At 57.7% G+C, this 19,786-nt stretch carries 17 protein-coding genes and 2 pseudogenes; 9 read left to right on the top strand and 10 right to left on the bottom strand.

All coding sequences use genetic code 11. The annotated features are described in order from the left end of the window. Positions 1-178 precede the first annotated feature (178 nt). From AC1ME2_RS19130 to AC1ME2_RS19120, 3 genes are all read left to right on the top strand, one after another. A complete protein-coding gene (locus tag AC1ME2_RS19130; protein ID WP_480435913.1) occupies positions 179-3,304 on the top strand; it encodes a transglycosylase domain-containing protein in 3,126 nt (1,041 codons plus the stop codon). 78 nt (positions 3,305-3,382) lie between these two features. After that, positions 3,383-3,961 (top strand): PadR family transcriptional regulator, encoded by a 579-nt coding sequence (locus AC1ME2_RS19125; protein ID WP_480435911.1) that lies wholly within the window; start codon positions 3,383-3,385, stop codon positions 3,959-3,961. Continuing rightward, positions 3,961-4,731 (top strand): siderophore-interacting protein, encoded by a 771-nt coding sequence (locus AC1ME2_RS19120; RefSeq protein WP_480435910.1) that lies wholly within the window; start codon positions 3,961-3,963, stop codon positions 4,729-4,731. Before AC1ME2_RS19125 ends, AC1ME2_RS19120 begins: the two co-directional genes overlap by 1 nt. Positions 4,732-4,784: 53 nt before the next feature. Here the strand turns inward: AC1ME2_RS19120 and AC1ME2_RS19115 are convergent, their stop codons facing one another. Both AC1ME2_RS19115 and AC1ME2_RS19110 read right to left on the bottom strand, forming a co-directional pair. Further along, positions 4,785-5,447 carry a Pr6Pr family membrane protein gene (locus AC1ME2_RS19115; protein ID WP_480435908.1) on the bottom strand — a complete coding sequence of 221 codons (663 nt, stop codon included), beginning with the start codon at positions 5,445-5,447 and terminating at the stop codon, positions 4,785-4,787. A 38-nt stretch (positions 5,448-5,485) separates the two neighbouring features. Then, a complete protein-coding gene (locus tag AC1ME2_RS19110; protein WP_480435907.1) occupies positions 5,486-5,713 on the bottom strand; it encodes a VF530 family protein in 228 nt (75 codons plus the stop codon). Positions 5,714-6,040: 327 nt separating this feature from the next. Between AC1ME2_RS19110 and AC1ME2_RS19105 the strand changes: the two genes are divergently transcribed. After that, complete coding sequence (locus AC1ME2_RS19105) at positions 6,041-8,479, top strand: glucose/quinate/shikimate family membrane-bound PQQ-dependent dehydrogenase (protein WP_480435905.1); 2,439 nt, start codon at positions 6,041-6,043, stop codon at positions 8,477-8,479. Between the two features lie 112 nt (positions 8,480-8,591). On the opposite strand, the gene AC1ME2_RS19100 is transcribed toward AC1ME2_RS19105, so the two are convergent. Both AC1ME2_RS19100 and AC1ME2_RS19095 read right to left on the bottom strand, forming a co-directional pair. Next, positions 8,592-10,970, bottom strand: coding sequence for a bifunctional diguanylate cyclase/phosphodiesterase (locus tag AC1ME2_RS19100; protein ID WP_480435904.1), 2,379 nt, complete (start codon positions 10,968-10,970; stop codon positions 8,592-8,594). Further along, positions 10,967-11,650: a methylamine utilization protein gene (locus AC1ME2_RS19095; protein WP_480435903.1), complete on the bottom strand. Its 684-nt coding sequence runs from the start codon at positions 11,648-11,650 to the stop codon at positions 10,967-10,969. Before AC1ME2_RS19095 ends, AC1ME2_RS19100 begins: the two co-directional genes overlap by 4 nt. A 288-nt stretch (positions 11,651-11,938) precedes the next feature. On the opposite strand from AC1ME2_RS19095, the gene lon reads away from it, so the two are divergent. Continuing rightward, on the top strand, positions 11,939-14,329 hold the full coding sequence (lon, locus tag AC1ME2_RS19090) for an endopeptidase La (protein WP_480442219.1): 2,391 nt from the start codon (positions 11,939-11,941) through the stop codon (positions 14,327-14,329). Between the two features lie 280 nt (positions 14,330-14,609). On the opposite strand, the gene AC1ME2_RS19085 is transcribed toward lon, so the two are convergent. The 6 genes and pseudogenes from AC1ME2_RS19085 to AC1ME2_RS19060 form a co-directional block, all read right to left on the bottom strand. Further along, the gene (locus AC1ME2_RS19085) at positions 14,610-14,738 is read right to left on the bottom strand and encodes a pyocin S6 family toxin immunity protein (RefSeq protein ID WP_480435901.1); all 129 of its coding nucleotides are present in this window, start codon (positions 14,736-14,738) and stop codon (positions 14,610-14,612) included. A gap of 4 nt (positions 14,739-14,742) precedes the next feature. Then, positions 14,743-14,976 (bottom strand): DUF7683 domain-containing protein, encoded by a 234-nt coding sequence (locus AC1ME2_RS19080; protein ID WP_480435898.1) that lies wholly within the window; start codon positions 14,974-14,976, stop codon positions 14,743-14,745. Further along, positions 14,973-15,306: pseudogene (locus AC1ME2_RS19075) on the bottom strand (colicin E3/pyocin S6 family cytotoxin); the annotation flags it as partial. The gene AC1ME2_RS19080 and the pseudogene AC1ME2_RS19075, both read right to left, overlap by 4 nt. 273 nt (positions 15,307-15,579) lie before the next feature. Next, positions 15,580-15,822, bottom strand: a complete 243-nt coding sequence (locus AC1ME2_RS19070; RefSeq protein WP_480435897.1) for a pyocin S6 family toxin immunity protein — start codon at positions 15,820-15,822, stop codon at positions 15,580-15,582. A 21-nt stretch (positions 15,823-15,843) separates the two neighbouring features. Beyond that, positions 15,844-16,083: a pyocin S6 family toxin immunity protein gene (locus AC1ME2_RS19065; RefSeq protein ID WP_480435896.1), complete on the bottom strand. Its 240-nt coding sequence runs from the start codon at positions 16,081-16,083 to the stop codon at positions 15,844-15,846. A gap of 15 nt (positions 16,084-16,098) precedes the next feature. Then, positions 16,099-17,238 carry an S-type pyocin domain-containing protein gene (locus AC1ME2_RS19060; protein WP_480435894.1) on the bottom strand — a complete coding sequence of 380 codons (1,140 nt, stop codon included), beginning with the start codon at positions 17,236-17,238 and terminating at the stop codon, positions 16,099-16,101. Between the two features lie 83 nt (positions 17,239-17,321). Here AC1ME2_RS19060 and AC1ME2_RS19055 point away from each other — a divergent pair. From AC1ME2_RS19055 to cmoB, 4 genes and pseudogenes are all read left to right on the top strand, one after another. Further along, positions 17,322-17,459, top strand: a pseudogene (locus AC1ME2_RS19055) (RNA-binding protein); the annotation flags it as partial. Positions 17,460-17,575: 116 nt separating this feature from the next. Continuing rightward, positions 17,576-17,968, top strand: a complete 393-nt coding sequence (locus AC1ME2_RS19050; RefSeq protein ID WP_480435893.1) for a protease inhibitor I42 family protein — start codon at positions 17,576-17,578, stop codon at positions 17,966-17,968. 115 nt (positions 17,969-18,083) lie between these two features. Continuing rightward, entirely contained in the window at positions 18,084-18,827 is a 744-nt protein-coding gene (cmoA, locus tag AC1ME2_RS19045) for a carboxy-S-adenosyl-L-methionine synthase CmoA (RefSeq protein WP_480435891.1), read from the top strand. Next, positions 18,824-19,783: a tRNA 5-methoxyuridine(34)/uridine 5-oxyacetic acid(34) synthase CmoB gene (gene cmoB, locus AC1ME2_RS19040; protein WP_480435890.1), complete on the top strand. Its 960-nt coding sequence runs from the start codon at positions 18,824-18,826 to the stop codon at positions 19,781-19,783. The genes cmoA and cmoB overlap by 4 nt, the downstream gene beginning before the upstream one ends. Positions 19,784-19,786: the final 3 nt, after the last annotated feature.

Here is a 19,786-nt window from a genome sequence, read left to right as displayed (position 1 = left end):
TGGCAGCGTCGGAATGTTCCTCCTGCCCCATCTTCAGTCATGCATAACGCCCGAATACAGCGCGCTGTATTTCTTTGAAGAATTTACCTACTTGGGTCTTACAAATTTCTCACCAAAGGCGACCAGCGTCTAAGCTTGTGGCAGGTGCGATTAATACGCTTAACCGGGCCAATCGACTATGGGCGCTTTGTGGCATACCGACTCTAAAAAGACCGTGGTTCCTGCTGACGGTTCTGATGGCGCTCCACTGCCGAAAAATACACGCCGTAAGCGGTATGGCTGGCGTCTGCTCTGGTTGCTGTTGCTGGCAGGGCTAATCGCTCTAGGCCTTGCTATCTCTGCAGAAACCCGTAGCTCCAAGCTGCAAGCCCGGGAGTTCAGCCGCTTCGCTTCCACGCTTAGCTATTCGATGCAGCCCGGCCCGAGCAACTCGATCGTGTATCCCGGTGAGGGCCCGTTCGATAGACGTTTAGGTTATTCAGCGCTGGATGAGTTTCTGCCACGCCTGCTCAAACGTGACTATCTGGTGACCCAGCAAACCCACTTCTCCTCCAATCTGCTCGCCTACAGCCAGCATGGTTTCTTCGTGCCGTACCAAGAGAAAATTCAGGCAGGGTTGTCGATTACTGATTGCCAGGGTGCACCGCTTTATCAGTTCAGCTATCCGCAGCAGCTCTACCCCAGTTTTGCGGCGATCCCGCCCCTGGTGGTGAACAGCTTGCTGTTTATCGAGAACCGCGATCTGCTCGACCCGCAGCAACCGTTGGCCAACCCCGCCGTCGATTGGCCGCGCTTTGCCAAGGCAGCGTTTTCGCAAGCGGCCAAGCTCTTCGCCGTGTCCGGTCAATCTGCGGGCGGCAGTACGCTCGCCACACAGTTGGAGAAGTATCGCCATTCACCCGATGGCTTGACGCAGTCAGGTGCGGAGAAGCTGCGGCAGATGATTTCCGCCAGCGTCCGTGCCTATCAAACAGGCCCGCAGACATTTGAGGCCCGGCAGCGCGTGATTCGTGATTACCTCAACAGTGTGCCGCTGTCCGCCGTGCCGGGGCATGGCGAAGTGCATGGCCTGGCTGAAGGTTTGCGCGTCTGGTACGGCGCGGACTTTAATAAGGTCAATCAGCAACTTACCGCCACCACCAACGACCCAAAGAACCTTGCTGAACGAGGTCTGGCGCTGCGTCAGGTACTGTCACTGGTGATTGCTCAACGCCGGCCTTCGCATTACCTGGCCCGAGGTCGCGAAGAATTGGCGCAACTGACCGACAGCCATATCCGCCTGCTGGCGCAGAACGACATAATCGATCAGTCACTGGCAAACGCGGCGTTGGCCAGCACAGTGACCTATCGCGATTGGGCCCAGCAACCTACCATTCAGCCTATCGAAACCAATAAGGGCATCAGCGTCGCCCGCAGTCGCCTGTCCACGTTACTCAATCGTCCGCTTTATGACCTCGATCGCCTGGATCTGTCGGCGACCAGCACCTTGCAAGTTGACTTGCAGACCCGCGTCAGCCAATACCTGCGAGATCTGGCGGACCCTGCTGTCGCCGGAAAACTCGGTTTGATCGGTGAGCACTTGCTGACCCCGACCAGCACCCAGCAGGTGAGTTATAGCTTCACCTTGTTCGAGCGCGACCTGGATGGTTCACGGGTACGCGTACAGACCGACAGCACTGACCAGCCTTTCGACATCAACGAGGGCAGCAAACTGGAGCTGGGCTCTACCGCGAAAATGCGCGTGCTGACCAGCTATCTGGAAATCATGTCCGAGCTGCATCAGCGCTATGCCGGGCAAACACCCGCCGAGCTTAAAAAAGTCCCGGTCGAAGAACAGGATCAGATCACCCGCTGGGCCATTGACTACCTGATCCAGAACAAAGATCAGGACCTGTCGAAGATGCTCTCAGCGGCGCTGGATCGGCAGTATTCCGCCAGTCCCGGAGAAAGCTTTTTTACCGGGGGCGGGATGCATCACTTCCATAACTTTCGCAATGAAGACAACGGTCGTAGCCCAAGCTTGCGCGACGCGATACGCGAGTCAATCAACCTGCCGTTCATTCGCCTGATGCGCGACCTCGTGCGCTACAGCACGTATCAGTCGCCCAACAGCAGCGCTCAATTGCTCAAGGACGATGATGACCCCAAACGCCAGGAATACCTGAGCCAATTTGCCGATCGAGAAGGCACCGTGTTTCTCCTGCGCTTCTGGAAACGCTACAAGGGCAAGTCCACCCAGGACCGGCTGGATACCTTCCTCGATGGCATGCATCCCACTGCAATGCGGCTGGCTGCCGTACATCGCTACTTGCTGCCCGATGCCGATCAGAACGCGTTTAATGCTTTTGTCCGTGGGCATCTGACCGAAGACAAAATAGCGACCGACAAACTCACCGACAAACGCCTCGCCGAGCTGTATAAAAACTACGGACCGGGTGCGTACGACCTGCCGGATCAGGGCTACATCGCCAAGGTTCACCCGCTGGATTTGTGGTTGATGGGCTACCTGCTGCAAAACCCGCAAGCGCAGTTCAAGGACGCGGTTGCCGCCAGTCATGATCAGCGCCAGGAAGTGTACAGCTGGCTGTTCAAAAGCCACCACAAGAGCGCCCGCGACACCCGGATTCGCACCATGCTGGAGATCGAGGCCTTCACCGATATTCATCGCCGCTGGCAGCGACTGGGTTACCCGTTCGACCATCTGGTACCGTCACTGGCGACGGCCATCGGCAGCTCGGGGGATCGCCCCGCAGCGTTGGCCGAGTTGATTGGGATTATCCAGAACGACGGCATCCGCCTCCCCGTATTGCGCGTTGACAGCCTGCATTTTGGCGCCGGTACGCCTTACGATACGCAGTTGACGAACAAACCCAATATGGGCGTCCGCGTGCTCCCATCGGAGGTCGCGACCGCCATGCGTGAAGCACTGTCGCAGGTGGTGGACGCCGGTACAGCCAAGCGCGTGCAGGGCAGCTTCAAACTCGCAGATGGCACCCTGCTGCCCATGGGCGGCAAAACCGGCACCGGTGACAACCGAATCGAGAGCATTGGCACAGGAGGCCGAGTTCTCAGCTCCCGGTCGATCAACCGCACCGCGACCTTTGTGTTCTACATCGGTGCCAATCACTTCGGCACGCTGACGGCGTTCGTACCCGGTCGGGCGTCTGAAGCCTTCAAATTCACGTCGGCCTTGCCGGTGCAGGTGCTCAAAGGCATGGCGCCGATCCTCAACCCGTACTTGACGCCAGGCCACTACACCGAGTGCCACGTCCCGACGGCCTCTATGCAGGCGAACGCCCAATAAGAACCGTTCGTCTTTAGCTCTTGCGTCACAAGTTAGATATATCTTAAGGTATATCTAACTTACGCAGGAGAAAGAGAAATGAGAGAGACAGGTGACCACACCCGCCACGCTCACCGAGAGCATGGTGACAGCCACGATGGTTTCGAAAAACGCCCCGGCCGGGAACGCGCCGGGCGCGGCCCACGCGTCTTCGCCCCCGGCGATCTGAAACTACTGCTGCTTGCCTTGATCGCCGAACAGCCCTCCCACGGCTACGACTTGATCCGCCAGATCGAAGGCCTGTTCGACGGCGCTTACAGCCCCAGCCCCGGCGTGATCTATCCGACGCTGACCTTTCTTGAAGAAAGCGAAATGATCCTCGGCGACGCCTTGGGCGGGAAAAAATCCTACACCATCACCCAAGTTGGTCAGCAATCGCTGGCGGAACAAGCGGTCGCACTGGATGGCGTACGCACGCGCATCGACGTCAGTAAACGTTCCTTGCGGGGCCATGATCGGCCGCCGGAAATCCATGAAGCGGTGCATAACCTGCGGCATGCGCTGCAAGTCCATCACGGTCGATGGAGCGCGGAAGAAATCCTGCGCGTCCGCGATTTGCTGAACAACACCGCCAAAGCCATCGTCGATGGCCCTGTCAGCGCCCCGGAGAAGTATTGATGAATTCGCAACACATCATTCATCGCGTCAACCATGACATCAAACGCCGAAAGCTGGAGGTGCTGCGCGTCATCGACCTGACGCCCCGCATGCGCCGCATTACCCTGGGCGGACCGCAACTCGAGGGCTTTATCAGCCTGGGCACCGATGATCACGTGAAGTTGATCTTCGCCCAGACAGCTGAAGAACAGGCCGTACTCGAGACCTTCGTCCCCGGTGCCCCGGGCGATGGCCCACGCCCGGTTATGCGCGACTACACGCCACGACGCTATGACGCAAAAACTGGCGAACTGGATATTGATTTCGTCCTCCACGGTGATGGCCCTGCCGCCACGTGGGCAGCGCAGGCCAAACCGGGGCAATCGCTGCATATAGCGGGTCCACGGGGCTCGATGATCGTCCCGGATATATTCGACAGCTACTTGCTGATCGGCGACGAAACCGCCCTCCCCGCCATTGCCCGCCGCGTCGAAAGCCTGGCAGCCAACCGCAGCGCGTTGGTCGTGGTCGAGATCGCCGATTCGTCCGAGCAACAGACCTTGCACAGCCTGGCGCAGGTCGACGTGATTTGGATAGTGCGTGGTGAGCAGGATTTGGTGACGGTGACGCGCAGGCTGGAAATGCCTGAAGGTGAGTTATATGCCTGGGTGGCAACCGAAGCGGCGTTGTCACGCAAGGTTCGTCACGTGTTGCTCAATGAGTTCGGACTGAACGAAGCCGCCGTCAAAACCGTCGGTTACTGGCGGTTGGATGAATCCGATAAAGGTTAAGGTGCCTCGCACCAAGGGGTGAATGCAATGCGCTATTCAACAGACCGCATTGCTCATCCTCTGGCGTTGCGGCCCTTGAGCCTATCAAGGCCTACCAGCACCAGCGAGATCACTACAAACCCTGCCAGCACGCCACCTGCATTGATAAAGGCCTTGGCGTAACCGAGGGTGCCTACATCAATGAACGGGTACAGGTAGTCGCCAATCAAATCCCCGCGCAACAACACGTAGGCGAAATACATCACCGGATAGATCGTCCACAGCAGTATGTGGCTCAGGCGTATCCCGCCTTTGGGTACGTACAACCACCAGTACAGGAGAAACAGCAGCGGCATGACATCGTGCAGCAATTCGTCGGCGACCCAATGCCAGCCCTCGGGCTGCCAAAGATGGCGCAGCAGCACGTTGTAAGCGAGGCACACCAGCGTAATGCTGGCGGCAATCCCCCCGCACACCCAAGGGGTTCGGAAGAAACGATGAGCACCGGAGCTTCTGCCACTGATTGCACAGCTAAGGGCCGTCGCCACCAGGGTGTTGGTGAGCACGGTAAAAAAACTGAAAAACCTCACCAGTCCACCCAGCAGACTCGCGTGATCCATCCACCGCGCGATAAAGATCAGGTAGAGCTGAATAACTAATGCCGACCAGCCCAGGAGCGCCGCGCTGATCATGAAGCTGCGTTGTCGTTGCGACTGTTGTGCGTGTTCGCTGTGCATTGTCTAGTCCTTGAGTACCGGGAGCGACGTCCGCGCGCTCACCAGCCCTTGCTGCGTGCCAACTTCACGTATAAGCCTTCGACCCTCTCCCGAGCCCACGGTGTCTTGCGCAAAAAAGTCAGGCTGGACTTGATGCTCGGATCGCTTTTGAAACAGCGAATATCAATGCGTTCTGCCAACCCTGACCACTCGTAATGCGCCACCAGCGCATTGAGGATCTGTTCCAGCGTTATGCCATGCAGCGGGTTGTTGTTAGATGTCGTCATGCCAGACCTTCGAACTGATTTGAGCAGGGCGTGCCCCGTAAGGTGCGCACCTTAGCCGAGCGTCCCGGCAGCGGGAAGAGCTTAGCGTGCACAAGCCTCAGATTGGCACCCGCTAAATGCCGATAAAAGCCCTCATCAACAATTAAATCCCATGTTTGGCACAGAGGCCTGAACTCTGCGCATCGATAGCTGCCTATGAAATAACCCCGTCAACGTCTGATCGCCAGCCTCAGTGGCGTCCATGCGCAAGCACCTGACTGGGCTAGGCTCACCAAATAGACGTTACGAACCAGCGGCACCCCCTTAATCGTCCTGGAGAAACACACTATGAGCACTGACGGTGCTTTGAGCAGAACACGCGTGCTACCGACATTGCTCGGTCTCGTAATGCTGCTGATGGGCCTGGCCATGTTGGCCGGAGGCATAAAGCTTACCCAACTGGGCGGCTCTGTGTACTACCTGCTGGCCGGTATCGGCTTTGTCGTGACCGGCGTATTACTCATCGCCGCACGTCGTGCCGCGCTAGGCCTGTACGCGCTGATTTTGTTCGCGAGTACGCTCTGGGCGCTGTGGGAAGTTGGCCTGGATTGGTGGCAGCTGGTTCCGCGTCTGGCGTTGTGGTTTGCCTTGGGCATCGTGCTTTTACTGCCGTGGTTTCGTCGTCCGTTGCTGCGTGGGCAGCCCGCACCCATGGCCACCGGCGCATTGAGCATCGCCGTGGTGCTGGCCGGTCTGACCGCGCTGGCAAGCCAGTTCACCGACCCTGGCGAGATCAAAGGCCAATTGGATCGCGAGACCGCAGGCACCACCAACACTGCCCCGGCCATGCCCGACGGTGACTGGCAGTCCTACGGCCGTACCGCGTTCGGTGATCGCTATTCGCCGCTAGCGCAGATTACCCCTGAAAACGTCGGCAAGCTGGTGCCGGCCTGGACCTACCGCACTGGGGATATTCCTGGGCCGAACGATCCGAGTGAAACCACTGCCGAGAACACGCCACTCAAGGTCAACGGCATGCTTTATGTGTGCACGCCGCACAGCCAGGTGATTGCGCTGGACCCGGATACCGGCAAGGAAATCTGGCGTTTCGACCCGAAGATCAGCACGCAGAAAGCGGCCAATTTCAAGGGTTGGGCACACATGACCTGCCGCGGCGTGTCGTATCACGATGACGCCGCGTACGCTGCGGCGCCTGCACACGCTCCGTCGACAATGCCTGCGCAAAGCCCGGCAGCGGCAGCAACGTCGGCAACCACCGCCAACGCGTGCCCACGTCGCCTGTTCCTGCCAACCGCCGATACCCGTCTGATCGCGCTGAACGCAGACACAGGCAAGCGCTGCGAAGACTTCGGCGATAAAGGCTCAATCGATTTGACCGCCAACATCGGTACTTTCTTACCGGGCGGCTATTACTCCACCTCGCCGCCTGCCGTCACCCAAAATCTGGTCGTAATCGGTGGGCACGTTACAGACAATGTCTCCATCGATGAGCCTTCCGGCGTCATCCGTGCGTTCGACGTACACACCGGTCGCCTGGTCTGGAACTGGGACAGCGGCAATCCGGATGACACCGCCCCCATTGCAGCGGGAAAATTCTACACACGCAACTCGCCAAACATGTGGTCGATGTTCAGCGTCGATGAAAAACTCGGCATGCTTTACCTGCCAATGGGCAACCAGATGCCTGACCAGTGGGGCGGCGGTCGCACCCCTAATTCAGAGAAGTTCAGCGCGGGCCTTGTTGCGCTGGACATCAACACCGGCCACTTACGTTGGAACTACCAATTCACCCATCACGACTTGTGGGACATGGACGTGGGCGGTCAACCGACGCTCATGGACATCAAAACCGCTGATGGCATGAAACAGGCCGTCCTGGCATCGACCAAGCAGGGCAGTATCTACGTGCTGGACCGGACCAACGGTCAACCAATCGTGCCCATCAACGAAATCCCTGTTCCACAAGGTGCTGTCGCAGGCGACCGCTCGTCGCCGACCCAGCCCAAGTCTGACCTGAACTTCATGCCGCCGCCCCTCAAGGAGCGCGACATGTGGGGCGTGACGCCGTTCGATCAGATGCTGTGCCGGATCAATTTCAAATCCCTGCGTTATGACGGCCCCTTCACCCCGCCATCGCTGCAAGGCTCGATCATCTACCCAGGCAACTTCGGCGTGTTCGATTGGGGGGGTATCTCCGTTGACCCGGTGCGTCAGATCGCTTTCGTGAACCCAAGCTACATGGCCTTCAAATCCAGGCTGGTACCGGCCGCCGAAGTGGAAGGAGGCCCGGGTCGTAAAAGCGAAACACAGGGCGTACAGCCGAACAAAGGTGCGCCTTATGGTGTGATCCTTGAAGCGATGTTGTCGCCCATGGGCCTGCCTTGCCAGGCACCCGCGTGGGGTTACGTCGCAGCAGTGGACCTGACCAACCACACCACGATCTGGAAACACAAAAACGGCACTGTGCGTGACAGTTCGCCGATTCCGATCCCATTGCCCCTGGGCGTACCTAGCCTGGGCGGAACATTTATCACCAAGGGCGGTGTGGCCTTCCTTAGCGCCACCCTCGACCAGTACCTACGGGCCTATGACGTTCGTAACGGCAAGCAATTGTGGGAAGGTCGCCTGCCAGCAGGTGGCCAAACCACACCGATGACCTACACCGGCAAGGACGGCAAGCAATACGTGCTGGTCATGGCGGGCGGTCACGGTTCACTGGGCACCAAACAAGGCGACTACATCCTGGCATTCAAACTGCCGGACTGACGAGGCGTTGACCCAATGAAAAAGGCGGCTACCGAGAGGTAGCCGCCTTTTTTGTGGGACTTGACCCCTTTTACTTATCAATCACGTCCCCGCGCGTTGAAATCACTGCGGGTCACGTGTTGACCTTTGTGGACCTCTGCCCCATCAGACTGTAGGAAGGAAGGGGTTGGGCGATCCAGGCTTCAAACTCGGCGGCCGTCAATGGCCGGCTGATCAGATAACCCTGCGCCGTGTCGCATTTCCAGCGCTCAAGCAGGCGCAGGCTGTGCGCGTACTCGACGCCTTCGGCGACCACTTTCAGGCCAAGGTTATGGCTCATCTCGATGGTGGAACGCACGATCACTGCATCTTCACTGGTTTCATCAAGATCGCGCACAAACGACTGGTCGATCTTCAATTCCTTGACCGGCATCCGCTTGAGATGCGCCAGCGACGAATAGCCCGTGCCAAAGTCATCAATTGACAGACTGATCCCGCATTCACACAAACGGTGCAGGACGTGAAGCGCATGTTCTGGCTCACGCATGACCGCGCTTTCGGTGATCTCGAAGATCAATTGTTCGGCAGGTACCCGGTATTGTTTGAGCAACGCTGACACACGATCAGCCAAATCATGGCTGAGTAGGTCTTCGGCAGAGATATTCAGCGACACCTGCACATACATTCCGCGCCCGGACCACTCGGCTATTTGGCGCATGGTTTCTTCTATGACCCAATTAGTCAGCAATTGAATGCTGCCTGTGCGCTCGGCCAATACAATGAATTCCAGGGGCGAGACCAGTCCGAACTGAGGGTGCTGCCAACGCAGCAGTGCCTCGGCCTGACGTACCCGACGCTGGCGAATATCCAGCTTGGGCTGATAATGCAGGACCAATTGATTATTGGCCGCCGCATGGCGCAGGTCGCGAATCAGGCTGATCTGGCGCTGGTGGGCCACGTCACGGCCCTGCTGGTAAATCTGTAAACGCCCGAGCAATTGCGCCGCATCTTGCCGAGCGATGGCGGCGCGATTGAGCAACTCCTGCGGGACATCGCCGTCGGTGGGGTACGCCGCGATGCCGACGCAGCAGTCCAGCGTAATCTCGTGACTACCAATCCTCTGTGGTTTGATCAACAACTGTTGCAGCGTGTCGGCCATGGCTACCGCCCCATCGCTGCCGGTATTTTCCAGCAACAGCAAAAATTCGTTGGCGGTCAGCCGAGCCACGGTATCGCCGGGACGCAACGCAGCCTGCAACCGCTCACCGGCCTGTTGCAGCATCTGGTCGACACCTTCAACGCCGCAGCTTTCGTTGATGGCCCGGAAGTTCTCGATGCCCAGATACAACAGCGCCACTGGGCGCTCAGCCGCAATCGCACTGCCCAGACGCTCCATTGCCAGCGCCCTGTTAGGCAACCCGGTGAGGGCGTCATGCAGCGCGTTGTGCGCCAATTGCTGCTCGCGTTCGGCAATGCCGCTCTGCATCGAGTTGAACGCACGGGCCAGCACCCCCAGTTCATCGCTGCGTTTGAGCACCACAGAGGTCTGATAGTCACCCTCGCCGATACGCTCGGCCGCCTGTGCCAACGCACGTACCGGCAATGACACGCTGCGCGCCAACAGCAGCGCCCCCACCAATGAGGCCAACAAGGCGGCAAGGGCAATCCAGAAGAGTTTTTCATCGAGCGGAGCAAAGGCCTGCATGGCCTGATCGAGCGGGCTTTGCAGCAACGCAACCACTTGGCCGTCGCGAGCATCCCCAGTATTGACCAACAGCAATGACTGGCTGAGGAAACGCTCGCTCAGGTGTTCGGTCATCTGGATATGCCGGCTTGGGGAGGTGTCGAGCATCAGCGTATTCAGGCTGGCATACAGCGAGTCGGGCTGGGTGCTGACCATCTGCCCTGGCTGCTGATTTTCCACCGCGAGAAAGGACACTTCCAGCCCACTCAGTGAACGCAGCTCCTGGGCAAAATCACTGTCCATCGCAAAGCCCATGACCACACGACCGATCGGCAACGGCGCCAACACGGTGCTCTCCACCAGAAGATGCGGTTTGCCTTGCGCCGGGACGATCAACATCGTTTGGTTGTTGCGCCGAACCTCGCGCAGCGCTTTGTCGTAGCGGAACTGACTGCCTTCAGGCACTTGGGCCACGGTGCTGGCTATGACCTTGCCATCCATGCTCAGCAGGAACATGTCGCTGGCATTGATCCGCGCCCCATGATTGCGCAACACCGAACGAATGGTCGCAGATTCGCCGCTGGCCACCGCATCGCGAAAGCCGAAATCCGCCGCCAGCAATTGCACCCCGTCACGCAACTGCCGACCACGAATTTCCAGCAGCCGCTCGAACACCCGTGTGCCGACTTTCAATTGCTCCTCGGCCTGAGTGTGTACAGCGCCGTTCGTTGCAGCTTTAACCGCAAAATATACAGCGCCCACCACCACAAGGGGCAGGAGGATCAGCACGCAGGCGATACGCGCCTGAAAACTACTGCGCAGCTTCATTCGTACGCGGCTTTATGGAAGGTCTCGCCGAACTCACTGGGCACCGGAGAAGGCATCTCCTGCGCTTTGGGCCGCACGATCAGACTGAAACGCTGTTGAATGTCCGCGGCCTGCACGTCGATTTCACCGCCGGACTGTGACTGCATATCGATGGTTTGCGGATGCCACAGAGTCACTCTGTAGCGCCCTGCGGGCAATTGGTCGAGTTTGAGGCTGCCGTCGTCATCGCTGACGGCGAACCACGGGTCATCAGTGACGTAGACGTAACCCAGCATCCAGTCATGGATATTGCACCCGAGCACCACCACGCCTGGCTTGTCGAACAGCACCGGCTGCGAGGGGGTGCCTCCGTATAAACGCAATTCAAAGCGTTTAGCGGGGGAGAAAGAGTAGACCTGATGGCGAATGTTATCGCTGTTGGGAAAAGCAATCTGGGTACCGGTATGGACTGCCAACACATACGGCGCAAACTGTTTGTCACGCTGGTCCATATCTGCTTTGGGTGCGACAACTGGCTTACCCAAGGGCCCTTGCAGGGTCAGCACCGCATCGTCCAACGGTTTGCCCTGTTGGTCGACGATGACGGCGTCAAGCGTTGCCGCCGACGCCCACACACTGAAAAATACCGACAGCCCCGCAAGAACACTCGCTAGAACAGCCGAAGGTAGAACGTTAGACATACCTGTCTCCCACTTGTAACGGTAGAGCCGGTTAAAGTGCGCCAGCCTTGGCAATATGCAGCCTACCCCGATTAGCGGGCGGCAGGGAGAAGATCACGTATCAAAAGAGGCTTTTTGCCATCGCGCCATTGATCCCCATAAAAAACGCTCGGCCTATTGCACGGCAACCTATACTCGACCGAATCTATTTGCCCTTGCCATTGAAACCACTGGTGCTCCGCCCCATCTAACCAGCATGTTCAATTGTGCAGGTGCCCCATGAGCGACCAGCAAGCAGACTCACAGAATTTGTCAGATGACGTTAATGCCGAGCACGAAGTAAACCTGACGTCGACCAGCACCAGCCTGGCCCTTCCGGGGCAAAATCTCCCGGACAAGGTCTACATCATCCCGATCCACAACCGCCCTTTCTTCCCGGCGCAAGTGCTGCCGGTGATTGTCAACGAAGACCCCTGGGCCGAGACCCTGGATTTGGTCAGCAAGTCGGACCATCATTCCCTGGCGTTGTTTTTCATGGACACGCCCCCCGACGACCCCCGCCATTTCGATACCAATGCGCTGCCTGAATATGGCACGCTGGTAAAGATCCACCACGCCAGTCGCGAGAACGGCAAACTGCAATTCGTGGCCCAGGGCCTCAGTCGGGTGCGCATTCGCACCTGGCTCAAACATCATCGCCCACCGTATCTGGTGGAAGTCGAATACCCGCACCAGCCCGTAGAGGCGACCGATGAGGTCAAGGCCTACGGCATGGCCCTGATCAATGCGATCAAGGAACTGCTGCCGCTCAACCCGCTGTACAGCGAAGAGCTGAAAAACTATCTGAACCGCTTCAGCCCCAACGATCCATCGCCGCTTACCGATTTCGCGGCCGCGCTGACCTCGGCGACCGGCGTCGAACTGCAAGAAGTGCTCGATTGCGTGCCCATGCTCAAGCGCATGGAAAAAGTCCTGCCAATGCTGCGCAAGGAAGTCGAAGTCGCACGCTTGCAGAAAGAAATCTCCGCTGAAGTGAACCGTAAGATCGGTGAGCACCAGCGCGAGTTTTTCCTCAAGGAACAGCTCAAAGTGATCCAGCAAGAGCTGGGCTTGAGCAAGGACGATCGCAGCGCCGATATCGAGCAGTTTGAGCAGCGCCTGGAAGGCAAAACCCTGCCGCCTCAGGCACGCAAGCGGATCGACGAGGAAATTAACAAGCTCTCGATACTGGAAACCGGCTCACCGGAATACGCGGTGACGCGTAACTATCTGGATTGGGCCAGTTCGGTGCCGTGGGGCGTTTACGGCAAGGACAAGCTCGACCTGAAGCACGCGCGCAAGGTGCTCGATCAGCATCATGCCGGACTGGATGACATCAAGAGCCGGATCCTCGAATTCCTCGCAGTCGGCGCTTACAAGGGCCAGATCAGCGGCTCCATCGTCTTGCTGGTCGGGCCGCCGGGCGTAGGCAAAACCAGCGTAGGCCGTTCGATTGCCGAATCCCTGGGTCGGCCGTTCTATCGGTTCAGCGTCGGCGGTATGCGCGACGAGGCAGAGATCAAGGGCCACCGTCGCACGTACATCGGCGCGCAACCGGGCAAGCTGGTCCAGGCGCTCAAAGATGTCGAAGTGATGAACCCCGTGATCATGCTCGACGAGATCGACAAGATGGGTCAGAGCTATCAGGGCGATCCGGCCTCGGCGCTGCTGGAAACCCTTGATCCAGAGCAGAACGTGGAATTCCTCGATCACTACCTGGACCTGCGTCTGGACCTGTCGAAAGTCCTGTTCATCTGCACCGCCAACACCCTGGATTCAATCCCCGGTCCGTTGCTCGACCGAATGGAAGTGATTCGCCTATCTGGTTACATCACCGAAGAAAAAGTCGCCATCGCCAAACGCCATTTGTGGCCTAAGCAGCTAGAGAAAGCTGGTGTGTCAAAGGCCAGCCTGTCCATCACTGACAACGCGTTACGTGCAGTCATTGACGGTTACGCCCGTGAAGCCGGGGTCCGACAGTTGGAGAAACAACTGGGCAAGCTAGTGCGCAAGTCTGTGGTCAAGCTGCTGGATGACCCAAAGGCCGTGATCAAGATCGCGCCCAAAGACCTGGAAGCCTCGCTGGGCATGCCGGTATTTCGTAACGAGCAAGTGCTGTCTGGCACCGGCGTGATCACAGGTCTGGCGTGGACCAGCATGGGCGGCGCCACATTGCCGATCGAAGCAACCCGGATCCACACGCTTAACCGCGGCTTCAAACTCACCGGGCAACTGGGGGACGTGATGAAAGAGTCGGCGGAAATCGCCTACAGCTACATCAGCGCGAACCTCGCGCAATTCGGTGGCGATCCGCGCTTCTTCGACGAAGCTTTTGTGCACTTGCACGTGCCCGAAGGCGCCACACCGAAAGACGGCCCAAGTGCCGGGGTGACCATGGCCAGCGCTTTGCTGTCCCTGGCCCGCAACCAGGCGCCGAAAAAAGGCGTGGCCATGACCGGCGAACTGACGCTGACCGGCCATGTACTGCCGATTGGCGGCGTAAGGGAGAAAGTCATCGCGGCGCGGCGGCAGAAAATCCAAGAGTTGATCCTGCCCGAACCGAACCGTGGCAACTTCGAAGAGCTGCCCGACTACCTCAAGGAAGGCATCACCGTGCACTTCGCCAAACGCTTTGCCGATGTAGCGAAGGTGTTGTTCTAAGCGATCGCGTCAAACCCTTCGCCAGTTCACGTTGGCTCCTATCAAACAACAGATAACCAATTGAAAAATAAAGCATAAATGTCGTTATATTTTCAGCCAAACGCAGATTCGTAGGAGCTGCCGAAGGCTGCGATCGCCCCGGGGTCGCGTCCGACGGAACCGGTCGTTTTCTTGAGATCGCTGAAGGTCGTGCCGACCTTATCGCAGCCTTCGGCAGCTCCTACATTAGAGGCCGAGTTTGCTGCGCGACAGCGCGGCGTCGCAGACGGGGCGGCATCTCCTACAGAGAATCGCCCTCCTGTAGGAGCAACTGTACCGCTGGCTCAAACTGAGGCGGCACCTCTAGCTCATATTTCAGCGAAGTATCGTCGCTGTCGTTCGCAAAAAACCCTGTGATGCATAAGGGCAACCTATCAGTTCACATTGCAGGTGAGTTGGAATATATGGTTTGCGTCGTAAAAACGTTTACTCGCTAATAGCTCAATGCTCAATAGCTGCGTATCACTAAGGTTGTACCCCTCATCGCCTCGCTGTGGTGATGTCCAGTTCATTATCTCCGCCAATTGAGCTTCGCAACCATCCGGAAGCACAATTTCAAAATCTAGAAATTCGTTTTCTTTGTCAAATGCTTCAACGATATATTTCATGGTTCTACCTCTCGTCTGTTATCTGCATCTTTAGTTTGCTCACCTGTTTCGTGATCAAACTCCCCAAGATGTTTTCCGCGCTTGTTGTATTTTTCAACAGCTCCATGCTGGCTGTCCCACTCAAATATAGTGCCATCCCTAGTTTTCCATCTTTTACGTAGTCCTCCCCCGCCTTGTATAGGTGTTTTACGAGGCGTAACCCTTGCATCCGGAAAGGCTGTCAGCCCATTTGGGTGCAGGGTGATAGCTGTGGTCCCCGCCAATAGGCCGAGTAAACACCAAATACAGCGAGTTCAGACCCGTATCCGCCGGAAACACCAGAATACAGTCATCGGTGGTGATGTCTTCGCCGAAGAGGCCTTCTATTTCGCAGGCATTCCTGCGACCACAGGCCCCAGGACTGGGGTTGGTCTCACATATGGTCCTGACACAAATCGTCGAGAGATCCCGCGCTGTCGCGCAGCCAATACGGGACCGTAGCGGCAGGCAGCGATTACCGCCCTCCCGGTTAAAGCGGGTCCTGCGGGGTGTATTTTTTATCCATAAAAATAAATTGGTTATTGTTTTCTTGGTGAAAGACAAATGCACTAGCCACTCAGTCCACTAGCTGTAAAGTCCAATGCAATACATCAACTCATCTTTGATGACGTCACTGAGTGCCGCCATTACCGCTACGGCTTGACCTTGCGTTAGATCGTTTTCGCCCATCGGCACGTCCGTCAGGGACGCCCACCCCATTGCGGCGAGCACTGCTGACTCTAACTCTTGCGGTACAGCTCTTTCGTACTGCAATGAATTGTCCGGATTGGGTTCGGGATAAAAGCCACTGATTACGATAAATCTCATGAATTAATATGGGACCTACGGCTAGGCCCGTACTCCGATGAACAGGTCTAGCCCCACTGGCAACTGCTCATTGATCGCTACGGCTATCTGCTGTACTTGCTTGCTGGTTAGCAACCATTCCCCATCTGGGCTCTCATTTAGATTTTTCCAGCCAAGAATTCCCATTACAGCGGCTTCATGCTCAGGCTGAATGGTAAGGTCGTATTTCAACGAGTCGTCCTCATCATCGCCTTTTAAAAACCCACTGATCCATAAAAACATAATTGGCCTCATATCCTATTTTGGTGTGGTTCTGCCGGGTTTTGCTGGCTTGGTTTGTTCGCCCGTTTCCGGGTTGAATTCACCAAGGTGTTTCCCCTGCGGATCGTACATTTCAACTGCGCCGTGCTGGCTATCCCACTCGTATATTCGGTCCTTGCGGTCTTTCCATCGGCTACGCTTACCTCCGCCACCCTGAACGCTGCTTTTAGATTTAACAGGAAAGGTATCTGGAAATGCAGGTAACACCAATGGCGGCTTGTGGTACTTGATATCACCCCCGCCAGCAGGCTTTGAAAACACCACATACAACGAGTTCAGACCCGTATCCGCCGGAAACACCAGAATAAAGTCATCGGTGGTGATGTCTTCGCCGGGAAGGCCTTCAATCTGCGAGTCTGTGCCGTCCGGGATCGGGTGGACCAGGATAGTGCCTAATTTTCCGCCATTGTTGTCGGGATATACCAGCGGCGGCATTTGTACCAGTCCGCTGCGCCGCGGGGTCCAGAGAATGGTGATGCCGTTGAGCTTGGTCTCCATCGCGGTTTTGTCGGCGTTCCACGTGGCCTGCACCGTGCGTACCGTGTCGTCGCCCGAGGCGCCGGTATGGATGCCGTAGACCTGTAGCGCGCCCTCGGCATCACGGCGAAACTGGAAGCGCACACGCGTGGGAGCGCGAGCCATACTGCGCAACTGGTCGTCGGTGTAGAGTGTGCCGTCGCCCATTTTGGCCAGGAGCATCCCCAATATGAAAATGCTGGCAGGCCCGCCCGCCCCGCGTAGTGCCCAATTGAGCCCCTGCTGCATGATTCCACCACCGGCCATGCGACCCAGCGCCAGATCGGCACCGAGGGCCGTCGCTACAGCGGTGCTGGCAGATGGAATAAGCATGGCACCCGCCACCATCACGTTGCCGAAGTTGGAGGTGGGCTCTGGGGCAGTACCGGCGTTAGTGCGGCACCATTTGCCAGAAATGCAGGACTTGGCAAAGACCAGATCTGTACGTTCCTTAGGGGCCGGCCATCGATCTTCGGCGATGTAAATCCGCTCTGGCTCAGAGGGTTTATTCCAGGCTGCCCACGAGCCACCACCGTTGGGAAGATTTCGATTAGAGAGCCGAAAGCGGTTGAAAGGATCTTTTGGGTCATCCTTGTTCATGACAAGTCCCTGTATCACTTTATGTCGAGCCGGGGAGCTTGCTGCCCAGCCCGAACCCGGTCAAAGGTAATTCGATAACCTGGAGTTTCAGCCTGGTCGAGCTGCCGGAAGATGGCCTCGAGCGTCTGCTGACCAAATTGAAAGACACCCGCGTTGCTGGCAAGCAGCTGAAGCTGCGTCGCTATCGCGAAGACTTATCTGCTCTTGAGCTGATCGTCTGAACAAAAAAAACCGACTGGTTCGGTTTTTTTTGCCTGGCAGTTGACGCAAACCCTGTAGCCAACTTATTGGCAAGAAGGGCTATGCTCCCTGTTCGTTGCAAACGACTGGAGCCTCCATGACTGCTGCCCGCCTGCTCGTCCCACTGAGCCTTGCCCTGCTTGCTGCCTGTGCGCAACAACCACGGCAGATTGTCTCTCTTGAAAAACAAAGCGAATGCCCTCTGGCGCTGAAAGCCGGGCAAACGTTGATCCTGACCCTGCCCAGTACACCCACTACCGGTTATCGCTGGAAGGTGCAGAACCCTGCGCCGGGCGTGCTGCGTAGTTTGGGACCGGAGGTTTATAGCAACCCGGAAGAGATCGGGCTTGTGGGGAGCGCCGGGCAATCGGTGTGGCGCTATCAAGCCGCCAACGCGGGGGATGGGCGTCTGTTGATGATCTATCAACAGCCTTGGGCGCCTGAAGTGGCGCCGGTACAGACCTTTGATTGCTCGATCACGGTCAATTGAGGGTAGCGTCGACATTCGCGAAGGCCCTGATGCGACCCGTCTGACAGGACACATCGCATCCTGAGCGCAAACTGGCTAAAATGCCGGCCTTTTCGCCCTCTCCGCTGGAACCTCCGTGAGCAAAGAACCCGACCGCATTTTCGCCCAGCCCCTGGCCCAAGTGCCGGACTTCGCCTTTAACGAGGACGTGGTGCGCGTGTTTCCGGACATGATCAAACGTTCGGTACCGGGCTACCCGACTATTGTCGAGAACCTTGGCGTACTTGCGGCGCAATTTGCCCAACCTCATAGCGTGCTGTACGACCTGGGCAGTTCGCTCGGAGCCGTGACTCAATCGTTACGCCGTCACGTGCGCAGTGAAGGCTGTCGCGTGGTCGCTGTGGATAACTCGAGCGCGATGGTTGAACGCTGCCGCGAATACCTAAAAGCTCAAGACTCAATGTTCCAGGAGTTGCTGCCGGTTGAAGTCATCGACGGCGATATTCTCGCCCTGCAGTTCCAGCCGGCTTCGGTGGTGGCGCTGAACTTTACCCTGCAATTCATCGCCCCCGAGCAGCGCCTCGCCCTGCTCAGCCGCATCCGCCAGGCGCTGGTGCCGGGCGGCGCGCTGATCCTGTCGGAAAAACTGCGTTTCGACGATGAGCAGGAACACGCGCTGCTCACTGATCTGCACGTCGCGTTCAAGCGCGCCAATGGCTACAGCGATCTGGAGATTTCCCAGAAGCGCAGCGCCATTGAAAACGTCATGAAGCCCGACAGCCTCGAAGAACATCGTGATCGCCTGTTGGCGGCCGGGTTTTCCAAGGTGGTCCCATGGTTTCAATGCCTTAACTTTGCCTCGTTGATTGCCCTGCCATGATTGATCTCGCTCCACTGGTCCGCCGCTTGGCGGGCACCCCTCTGGCTGAATGGGCCAATGGTCTGCAAGCACAACTCGATGCCAAAATGACCAAGAGTCACGGCGACTTGCAACGCTGGCAGAGTGCGTTGGAGGCCCTGCCTGAATTGGTGCCGACACGCATCGATCTGGTCGAAAGCTTCACCCTTGATAACGACTGCGATGCCGAAACGCGGGTGCAGTTGCGCAAGGCGCTGATGGGCTTATCGCCTTGGCGTAAAGGGCCATTCGATGTATTTGGTGTGCATATCGACACCGAATGGCGCTCGGACTGGAAATGGTCGCGAGTGTCGCCGCATCTCGATTTAAAGGGCAAACGCGTACTGGATGTCGGTTGCGGCAATGGCTATTACCAATGGCGCATGCTCGGCGCGGGTGCTGACAGCGTAATCGGCGTTGACCCGAATTGGCTGTTCTTCTGTCAGTTCCAGGCAATCCAGCGTTACCTGCCCGACCTGCCCGCCTGGCACCTGCCGTTCGCCCTGGAGGACCTGCCGGCCAATCTCGAAGGCTTCGACACGGTATTTTCTATGGGCGTGCTCTATCACCGCCGCTCACCCATCGACCATTTGCTGGCGCTGAAAGACTGCCTGGTCAAAGGCGGAGAGTTGGTGCTGGAAACCTTAGTGGTGGAAGGCGATGTGCAGCAAGTACTGGTGCCGGAAGACCGTTATGCACAAATGCGCAACGTCTGGTTCCTGCCGTCAGTGCCTGCCCTTGAGCTATGGCTGCGACGTGCCGGATTTGTCGATGTGCGCTGCGTGGATGTCAGCACGACCAGCGTCGAAGAACAGCGCGGCACCGACTGGATGCGCTTTCAGTCATTGAGCGACTACCTAGACCCAGCCGATCACAGTCGCACGGTGGAAGGTTTGCCCGCACCGATGCGTGCAGTGATCGTGGCGCGCAAGCCTTAAAAG

This window comes from Pseudomonas sp. ASL9, from assembly GCF_056680335.1.
Note: the sequence above shows the minus strand (reverse complement) of the source record. Positions and strands in the feature narration are given on the sequence as shown.

Coding starts and splice junctions, on each gene's coding strand:
- AC1ME2_RS19130 (WP_480435913.1), top strand. CDS start 179: ATGGGCGCTTTGTGGCATACCGACTCTAAAAAGACCGTGGTTCCTGCT.
- AC1ME2_RS19125 (WP_480435911.1), top strand. CDS start 3,383: ATGAGAGAGACAGGTGACCACACCCGCCACGCTCACCGAGAGCATGGT.
- AC1ME2_RS19120 (WP_480435910.1), top strand. CDS start 3,961: ATGAATTCGCAACACATCATTCATCGCGTCAACCATGACATCAAACGC.
- AC1ME2_RS19115 (WP_480435908.1), bottom strand. CDS start 5,447: ATGCACAGCGAACACGCACAACAGTCGCAACGACAACGCAGCTTCATG.
- AC1ME2_RS19110 (WP_480435907.1), bottom strand. CDS start 5,713: ATGACGACATCTAACAACAACCCGCTGCATGGCATAACGCTGGAACAG.
- AC1ME2_RS19105 (WP_480435905.1), top strand. CDS start 6,041: ATGAGCACTGACGGTGCTTTGAGCAGAACACGCGTGCTACCGACATTG.
- AC1ME2_RS19100 (WP_480435904.1), bottom strand. CDS start 10,970: ATGAAGCTGCGCAGTAGTTTTCAGGCGCGTATCGCCTGCGTGCTGATC.
- AC1ME2_RS19095 (WP_480435903.1), bottom strand. CDS start 11,650: ATGTCTAACGTTCTACCTTCGGCTGTTCTAGCGAGTGTTCTTGCGGGG.
- AC1ME2_RS19080 (WP_480435898.1), bottom strand. CDS start 14,976: ATGAAATATATCGTTGAAGCATTTGACAAAGAAAACGAATTTCTAGAT.
- AC1ME2_RS19070 (WP_480435897.1), bottom strand. CDS start 15,822: ATGAGATTTATCGTAATCAGTGGCTTTTATCCCGAACCCAATCCGGAC.
- AC1ME2_RS19065 (WP_480435896.1), bottom strand. CDS start 16,083: ATGTTTTTATGGATCAGTGGGTTTTTAAAAGGCGATGATGAGGACGAC.
- AC1ME2_RS19060 (WP_480435894.1), bottom strand. CDS start 17,238: ATGAACAAGGATGACCCAAAAGATCCTTTCAACCGCTTTCGGCTCTCT.
- AC1ME2_RS19050 (WP_480435893.1), top strand. CDS start 17,576: ATGACTGCTGCCCGCCTGCTCGTCCCACTGAGCCTTGCCCTGCTTGCT.
- cmoB (WP_480435890.1), top strand. CDS start 18,824: ATGATTGATCTCGCTCCACTGGTCCGCCGCTTGGCGGGCACCCCTCTG.